Below are 9,738 nucleotides of genomic sequence, written 5' to 3' on the forward strand. Positions count from 1 at the left end.
GTATACATATATGTCAGCAGAAGGTCACGATCACGGACAAGATCACGAACACGAACACCACCATAAAGAGACATTCATTACTAAATATATCTTTAGTATTGATCACAAAATGATTGCCAAACAATACCTTATAACAGGTATTATTATGGGGGTAATTGGTATTGCAATGTCCTTGCTTTTTAGAATGCAATTAGCATGGCCTGAAGAGTCTTTTAAAATATTTAATGTTTTATTAGGAGATAAATTTGCACCAGATGGAGTAATGACTAATGATGTTTATCTTGCATTAGTTACCATACACGGAACCATAATGGTATTCTTTGTATTAACGGCTGGTTTGAGTGGTACTTTTAGTAACTTATTGATTCCGCTTCAAATTGGTGCAAGAGATATGGCCTCTGGATTCATGAATATGATTTCATACTGGTTATTTTTCTTATCAGCAGTTATAATGTTAAGTTCTTTATTTGTTGAAGCTGGACCTGCTTCATCTGGTTGGACAATTTATCCTCCATTAAGTGCTTTACCACAAGCAATTCCTGGTTCAGGAACAGGTATGACATTATGGTTAGTTTCTATGGCAATCTTTATTGCTTCATCATTGATGGGGTCATTAAACTACATCGTAACTGTTATTAATTTAAGAACAAAAGGTATGTCTATGACAAGATTACCTTTAACTATATGGACATTCTTCGTAACTGCTGTTATTGGAGTTATTTCATTCCCAGTATTATTATCTGCTGCATTATTATTGATTTTTGACAGAAGTTTTGGTACTTCTTTCTTCTTATCTGATATTTATATTGCTGGAGAAGTTTTACATTACCAAGGAGGTTCACCAGTTTTATTCGAACACTTATTTTGGTTCTTAGGACACCCTGAAGTTTATATTGTAATCTTACCAGCGATGGGACTTGTTTCAGAAATTATGGCTACGAATTCTCGTAAACCAATTTTCGGATACAGAGCGATGATTATGTCAGTTTTAGCAATTGCATTCCTTTCAACAATCGTTTGGGGACACCACATGTTCGTTTCTGGAATGAATCCATTTTTAGGATCTGTATTTACATTTACAACATTATTGATTGCAATTCCTTCTGCTGTAAAAGCATTTAACTGGATTACAACTTTATGGAAAGGTAACTTACAATTTAATCCTGCAATGTTGTTCTCTATCGGAATGGTTTCTACTTTCATCACTGGAGGTTTAACAGGGATCATCTTAGGAGATAGTACTTTAGACATTAACGTTCACGATACATACTTTGTAATTGCTCACTTTCACTTAGTAATGGGTATCTCTGCCCTTTACGGAATGTTTGCTGGTATTTACCACTGGTTCCCTAAAATGTATGGTAGAATGTTAAACAAAAACTTAGGATATATTCACTTTTGGGTAACTGCAGTTTGTGCTTACGGAGTATTCTTCCCAATGCACTTTATCGGATTAGCAGGTTTACCAAGACGTTACTATACTAATACAAACTTCCCGTTATTTGATGACTTACAAAACGTAAACGTTTTAATAACTGTGTTTGCTTTAGTTGGAGGAGCTTTCCAATTAGTGTTCTTATACAATTTCTTTAGTAGTATTTTCTACGGTAAGAAAGCAGTACAAAACCCATGGAAATCTACAACTTTAGAGTGGACTACACCAGTTGAGCATATTCACGGTAACTGGCCAGGAGAAATTCCTCACGTTTACCGTTGGCCATATGACTATAGTAATCCAAACTATGACGTTGATTTTGTACCTCAAAACGTACCAATGAAAGAAGGAGAAGAAGTTCTTCATCACTAAAAATATTTAAAACCTCTACTCATAGTAGAGGTTTTTTTTTGACTTCCTTTTTCTTTCTCTATCTTTGCTAAATGAATGAAAATTTAGATCCAACAACGAACCGCTATAACTCTGAAGAGTTTGATCTTGAAAAAAAATTAAGACCGCTTTCTTTTGATGATTTCGCGGGTCAAGATCAGGTTTTAGAAAACCTGAAAGTCTTTGTTGCTGCAGCTAATCAGCGTAACGAAGCATTAGATCATACGCTTTTTCATGGTCCTCCGGGACTTGGAAAAACTACTTTGGCAAACATACTTGCTAATGAATTAGAGGTTGGTATAAAGATTACATCAGGGCCAGTTCTGGATAAACCTGGTGACTTAGCTGGATTACTTACTAATCTCGAAGAAAGAGATGTACTATTTATAGATGAAATCCATCGTTTGAGTCCTATTGTTGAAGAGTACTTATATTCGGCAATGGAAGATTTTAAGATAGATATTATGATAGAGTCTGGGCCTAATGCAAGAACAGTTCAGATTAATTTAAATCCATTTACCTTAATCGGAGCAACAACACGTTCAGGTTTGTTAACAGCACCTATGCGTGCTCGTTTTGGTATCTCGTCACGATTACAATATTACACTACAGAGCTTTTAACTTCAATTGTAGAAAGAAGTGCTTCGATATTAAAAATGCCAATTTCTTTAGATGCTGCAATCGAGATTGCAGGTCGTAGTCGTGGAACACCTCGTATCGCAAATGCATTATTGCGTCGTGTTCGTGACTTTGCACAAATTAAAGGAAACGGAACTATCGATTTAGCTATTGCACAATATGCATTGAAGGCATTAAATGTCGATGCACATGGTTTAGACGAGATGGATAACAAAATCCTTCTTACCATTATTAGTAAATTTAAAGGAGGGCCAGTTGGATTGTCTACATTGGCAACAGCAGTTTCCGAAAGTAGCGAAACCATTGAAGAAGTATATGAGCCATTCCTAATTCAGGAAGGTTTTATTATGAGAACTCCACGAGGACGTGAAGTCACTGATAAAGCATACAAACATTTAGGTAGAATAAATACCAATATTCAAGGCGGATTATTTTAATTTTTTTTGAAGCTATTTCCTGCTGTCCGCTATATCTTTTTCTGGCTAAAAAACCAAAAAAAGGATGTCGCTCCCATCAGGGCTAAAACCGTTTCATATTAAATTTACATTGATAAATTCAAAAAGTACATATTCACAATTTATTAAATCCGAAGCCAAAAGGCTTGGGTTCTTATCTTGTGGAATTTCTAAAGCAGGATTCTTGGAACAAGAAGCCCCAAGGTTAGAAAATTGGCTTAATAAAAACCATAATGGTCAAATGGCCTATATGGAAAATCATTTTGATAAGCGGTTAGATCCTACTTTATTGGTTGATGATGCCAAAAGCGTAGTGTCGCTATTACTTAATTATTACCCTTCCGAAACTCAGGAGAATGATAGCTTTAAGATATCGAAGTACGCATATGGACAAGATTATCATTTTGTAATTAAAGAAAAACTCAAAGAATTACTTTTTTCCATTCAAGAGCAAATAGGTGATGTTTCTGGTCGCGTATTTGTTGACTCTGCTCCAGTTTTGGATAAAGCTTGGGCTGCCAAAAGTGGTTTAGGCTGGATAGGCAAAAACAGTAATTTAATTACACAAAAAGTAGGCTCTTTTTACTTCATTGCCGAACTTATTCTCGATTTAGACTTAGAATATGATTATGCCACTACAGATCATTGCGGTTCATGTACAGCTTGTATCGATGCTTGTCCCACACAGGCAATTGTTGCTCCTTATGTAGTTGATGGGAGTAAGTGTATTTCCTATTTTACAATTGAACTCAAAGAAAATATTCCACAAGAAATGAAAGGGAAATTTGATGATTGGGCATTTGGTTGCGATACCTGTCAAGATGTTTGTCCTTGGAATCGATTTTCTAAAGCACATTCAGAACCACTGTTTAATCCTAACCCAGATGTTATGGCAATGTCGAAAAAAGAGTGGTTAGAGATTACTGAAGAAACCTTTCAAGTGGTATTTAAAAACTCCCCTTTAAAAAGAACAAAATTTGATGGTTTAAAACGAAATATCAATTTCTTGAAATAGCCTTTTTATTTTGGATAATTTGTTAATTAGGGGTAGATGTTCTGTTTTAATTGTTAATAAAATTATTTTTTAAAGTAAAATTTGCAATAAAATTGAGTATAAGTTACTCGTAAAAGTATAAAATACGCAACCCTACGTTGCGTATTTTTTTATTCTATTATTTGAACTTTAATAAGTTATGAATTTTTGCGTTGAAGTTAGTGCGCGAAATGACTTTTATTGTTGTTATAAAAACTTTTAGTTGCTAAATTGTTAATTTTTTTCTCGATAAAATCTACATTTATTCGAAAAAAAGAGTACTTCAACGATAAAACAGGTAGTTCGACGAGTTATCTAGTTATTATTTTACCCTTTATATACTTTCGCCCCACCAAACTACCTATTTCTATAATCTTAAAGACGAATTTGAGTCGAAGCTAATTTATTTATGGCCCTTATTTTATTTTTCTTTTATAAAATTTTGAAAGATCTTTTCCTTAGATCTTCGGTAGAACAATCCCTCTTATTTAATTTATTCTCTTCGAATTCCTTCATTGGGTTTTCGAACAGTCATAGTATTACCTCAAACAAAACTGTTTATGTATAATTCTACTCTTAAAATGCTTAATTTTTTTAAGCAAACCTTTTTCATTGTATTTCTTTTATTTTCAACTAGCTTATTTTCACAGATTTGTGGAACGCCAGGAGGAGATGGTCCCGTTACAGTATCAAGTTCTATAAATACTTATTATCCTGTTAGTGATAATACAACTTTAAGTAAAGGAGCTCAATCTATAGTTTTAGGCAAAGTGCCTACAACGGATAAGCATAATAATGTTTTCGGTACAATACAAATATCTGCAGGGGATTTGATTTTGATTATCCAAATGCAGGATGCTATTATTGATTATAGGAATGATGCCAATTATGGTTCAGGAAATTCAAATAGTGGTCCTGACAATTTAGGGGGTACAGGATTTACACTTATTGGTAATACAGGTGTTTTTGAATATGTTATTGCAACCAATAGTGTTCCGTTAGCAGGGGGTAACTTAACTTTTAAAGGTACTGGTACTAATGGAGGTACTTTTAATAGTTTTTTTAATGCGGATGCAACACCTACGAGAGGGAAGAGAACATTTCAAATTGTTAGAGTACCACAATACTCTAATTTAAAGCTTACCTCTAAGATAACGACACCACCATTTAATGGTATAGCAGGTGGAGTTATTGCTTTTAATGTTTCTGGAACTTTCGATTTTAATGGATTTTCTATTGATGGAACAGCAAGAGGATTTAGAGGAGGATATAGCCCTATAGCTTTTTCAGGTGTAAATGATGCGACTTCTTATGTTGGTGATGCTTCAAAAACTTATATTTCAGGGAAAGGAGAAGGAATCGCAGGAACGCCTAGATATATGTGGGATGGTTATAACCAGGTAGATAATAAAGTTGAAGGTATGCCAGCAGGTTCTTCAGGTAGAGGAGCTCCTGCCAATGCTGGTGGTGGTGGTAATGACCACAACACCGGTGGCGGTGGCGGTGGTAATGGTGGTTTTGGTGGTTTAGGTGGTTACGGTTGGCAAGGAATTGGAGGACAAACTTGGCCAACTTATACTGGGGGAGGAAGACCTGGTTTTAGATCCTACCTAGATGCTACACCAGAATTAACAAGACTTATAATGGGAGGTGGCGGTGGCGCTGGAGATGCTAATAATGCTATCGATGGTGTAAAAGGAGGTGTCGGAGGAGCTATTGTACTTATTAATGCAGGAACAGTTCAAGGTAATGGGTTAATTGAAGTTAATGGAGGAAATGGTGCTCCGGGTGCATATGGTGGTACACCAGATGGAGCTGGAGGAGCTGGAGCTGGAGGGACAGTATTGTTGAATATTTCTAATACCAGTACTGGAGATATTACAATTAATGCAAAAGGAGGAAATGGAGGGAATACAGAAAATGATACTAAAAACGAGCACGGACCAGGTGGTGGTGGTGGTGGTGGAATCATTAGACATAATCTTGAGGGGACTGTAAAAATTACTACCAATGTAATTGGTGGTTTGGCAGGTAAAACTAATAAAGGAAGTGGAACTGGTTCTAATGTCCATGGTGCTAATGAGGGAGTAAATGGACATGTATCGACTTTTATCTCTAAAGATCTACCGCCAAATTTACAGGTTAACTCAAATTGTTTTCCTATTCTGGATACCAAAGTAAAATCGTTACCTAAAGCATCAGCTTGTAATTCGATTGGAGAGAAGGTTTCTTATGAAATACAAATAAAAAATACAGGGGTAGGAAATGCTGCCGGGGTCGATTTAGACTTTTATTTTCCAACAGGTATCGAATTTGATTCTGCTACCGCAACATATTCAGCAGATACTACTGGTCCTTCAGGTGCTTTAAGTAATACAGTTACATCTAAGAATAATCCTGTGTTTGGAGGGTTTAATATTGCTCAAAATGGAGTGGTTACGATAATCTTGGTTGGGAAAGTTATAGCGCCTATTGCTGCTGGTACATATAGTTCTAATGCACAAGCTTTATACTTTGATCCTACACGTACAACTGCCAATCCTACTAGAAAAATTACGGCAGCTGTAAACGCGTATGGTACAACTATAAATAAAAAATATGAAGGAGTTAACCAAATCGATGTGCCAGGAACGAACTTTAAAGGCGATGGCGCAACTGTAACAGAAGATGATATAAAAATATTTGCTTTGCCAGATGTTCCTACAGCTGAAGTGGTACAATCAACTTGTGATACACCAACAGGAACAATAACGGTAAAAACTCCTGCAAATGGTGAAGGAATAAGTTATACATTAAAAGGAACTAATCCTGTAACAGCACCAGTAATTAATACAACAGGAATCTTTTCGGGCTTAGTGCCAAATAATTATGTAGTGACAACTACAAATGCTAATGGATGTACTTCGGTTTCTACTGATATTATAACTATTAATGCAGTTGCTGGGGCACCAACAACTACAGGAGTTTCTACTTGTCAAGGAGTAAAAGGATCATTAAAGGCTACTTCTACATGTTCAGGTACCATACAATGGTATACATCGGCTTCGGGTGGGACTGAAGTAGGTAGCGGAGCATCTTTTGATCCAACTACAGTTACAGGCTTAATAGATATAAATAAGGCAGGAACTACAGTTTTTTATGCAGCTTGTGGTAGTGGCACAGGTTGTCGAACTGCTACTAATTTTGTTATTAATGCAATACCAACAATTACACGAACAACACCTGCGGGACAATGTGATACTGGAGAAGTGATTTTAGGCGCTACAGCCTCTTCAGGAACAATTAACTGGTATAGCACAGCAACTGGAGGAACATCATTGGGGACAGGTACAAGTTTTACAACACCAAGCTTAACTACTACTACAACTTATTATGTTGATGCAACTGATAACGGATGTGCTACAGCAACAAGGACTGCAGTTAAAGCATCGATAAATACTAGGCCAACAATAAATTCAACTACAGAAGCCTCTAGCTGTGGTATGGCAGCATTAACACTAAAGGCAACTGCATCAACAGGAGCTGATACTATCAGATGGTATGCGGATCCGGTAAGTGAACAGGTATTAGGAACAGGAGCAGAATTTATTACTCCAAACTTATCAACTACGACTACTTATTATGTAGGTGCTACTACGACCGAAGGTTGTACTACAACATCGAGAATTGCGGTTGCAGCAGTTATAAATGATGCCTCAACAATTGTGCTTACCAGCGGTACACAAAATCCGGTAGTTTGTACAGGAATAGCAATTCCAACTACGGTTTATACTTTTGGAGGAAGCGCAAAAAATGCCATAGTAACAAATTTGCCAACAGAGTTAAAGTCCGTTGTCGATTTAACAGCAAGAACAGTAACTATTTCAGGAACTCCAACGGCAAATGCTAATTATACGATAACAACAGTTGGACATACAATGCCATGTCCAGCAGCTACAATAAATGGAGTAGTAACGATGAATGCATCGATTCCAAAACCAACATTAACTACATTAACACAACCAACTTGTACGACTGCTACGGGAAGTTTTGAGATTACTAATTATAATCCAACGTATACTTATACGGTATCGCCGTCAACAGGAGTTAACCGAAATGGAGCTACAGTAACAGCACCAGTAGGAAGTTATACTGTAAAAGCTACCTCTGGAACTTGCGCATCTGTAGAATCGGTTGCTGCAGTAATTAATGCACAACCAGCTACACCGGATATGCCAGCAGTAAGCGCTGTAACACAACCAACGTGTGCAACAGCTACAGGAAGTTTTACAATTACGAATTACGACCCAACTTATACTTATACAATCACACCGTCAACAGGAGTTAACCGAAATGGAGCTATAGTAACAGTACCAGCAGGAAGTTATACTGTAAAAGCAACATTAGGGACTTGCGTATCAGCTGAATCAGTTGCTGCAGTAATTAATGCACAACCAGCTACACCGGATATGCCAGCAGTAAGTGCTGTAACACAACCAACGTGTGCAACAGCTACAGGGAGTTTTACAATTACTAATCATAACCCAAATTACACTTATACAATAACTCCATCGCTAGGAGTTTCTCAAACAGGAGCTACAGTAACAGCTCCAGCGGGAAGTTATACTGTAAAAGCTACCTCTGGAACTTGCGCATCTGTAGAATCGGTTGCTGCAGTAATTAATGCACAACCAGCTACACCGGATATGCCAACAGTAAGTGTTGTAACACAACCAACGTGTGCAACAGCTACAGGAAGTTTTACAATTACGAATTACGACCCAACTTATACTTATACAATCACACCATCGGCAAATGTTGTTCGAAATGGAGCTGCAATAACAGCGTCAGCAGGAAGTTATACTGTAAAAGCAACATTTGGAATTTGTGTATCAGCTGAATCGGTTGCTGCAGTAATTAATGCACAACCAGCTACACCAGCTATGCCAACGGCTACAGAGCAAAATTTTTGCTTTGTAGATGCTAAAAAAATCAAAGATTTAATTGCTACAGGATCAGGTATTCAATGGTATAATGCTCTAACGGATGGTATTTTGTATAAAGAGACTGACTTATTGGAATCAAATACATATTATGCTAGTCAAACAACTAATGGATGTGAGAGTGAAAGAATCGCAGTAAAAGTTATTGTAACAGAAACTCCTATTGCAGGAACGTTATCAGGAAATCAAAATATTTGTATAACAGAAAATACTGCTTTTTCATTATCAGGAGGTGCTGTCGGAGGAAGATGGAGTAGTAGTAATACGGCAGTAGCTACAGTAAACGCATCAACAGGAGCAATTGCTGGAGTTGGAACTGGGGTAGCAACAATTAAGTATACAGTAACTGGAACTGGAGGTTGTGATGATGCTATTGCAGAAAGAGTTGTAACTGTTAGCTCTTTGCCTACAGCGACAATAACAGGAACATTAGAAGCTTGTTTAACTACTACACTAACAGCGGTTACCAATGCGGTTTCTCCTAGTTATGTTTGGTACAAAGATAATTCAGTTATCAATGGAGAGACAGCTTCAACATTAGTTGTAACTTCAAATGGAGATTATAAAGTAAAAATCATAAGTGGTTCTACTTTTTGTGAAGAAACTTCTACTGCTTCGACAGTAGTTGTAGCTGATACAGAGAAACCAGTTATCACATGTCCAGCAGCTATTAGCCAAGTTGCTGATTCAGGACAATGTGGAGCAACCGTTTCTATTGTAGATCCAACAGCAACCGATTATTGTTCAACAACATTCACCTTTGCAGGAGTTCGTTCAGACAGTAAATCATTGACAGATTTATAT

General features: G+C 36.8%; 3 protein-coding genes and 1 pseudogene. All 4 read left to right on the top strand.

Annotated features, from left to right (window positions below; genetic code table 11):
* Nucleotides 1-10: 10 nt before the first annotated feature.
* Nucleotides 11-1,807 carry a cbb3-type cytochrome c oxidase subunit I gene (locus OA93_RS04380; RefSeq protein ID WP_039111897.1) on the top strand — a complete coding sequence of 599 codons (1,797 nt, stop codon included), beginning with the start codon at nt 11-13 and terminating at the stop codon, nt 1,805-1,807.
* Nucleotides 1,808-1,878: 71 nt separating this feature from the next.
* Nucleotides 1,879-2,901 (top strand): Holliday junction branch migration DNA helicase RuvB, encoded by a 1,023-nt coding sequence (gene ruvB, locus OA93_RS04385; protein ID WP_039111898.1) that lies wholly within the window; start codon nt 1,879-1,881, stop codon nt 2,899-2,901.
* Nucleotides 2,902-3,010: 109 nt separating this feature from the next.
* Nucleotides 3,011-3,934 (top strand): tRNA epoxyqueuosine(34) reductase QueG, encoded by a 924-nt coding sequence (gene queG / locus OA93_RS04390; RefSeq protein ID WP_039111934.1) that lies wholly within the window; start codon nt 3,011-3,013, stop codon nt 3,932-3,934.
* A gap of 578 nt (nt 3,935-4,512) precedes the next feature.
* Nucleotides 4,513-9,738 (top strand): annotated as a pseudogene (locus tag OA93_RS04395) (hypothetical protein); the annotation flags it as partial.

Origin of the sequence: Flavobacterium sp. KMS, from assembly GCF_000813005.1 — a bacterium.
Classification (GTDB): Bacteria; Bacteroidota; Bacteroidia; order Flavobacteriales; family Flavobacteriaceae; genus Flavobacterium.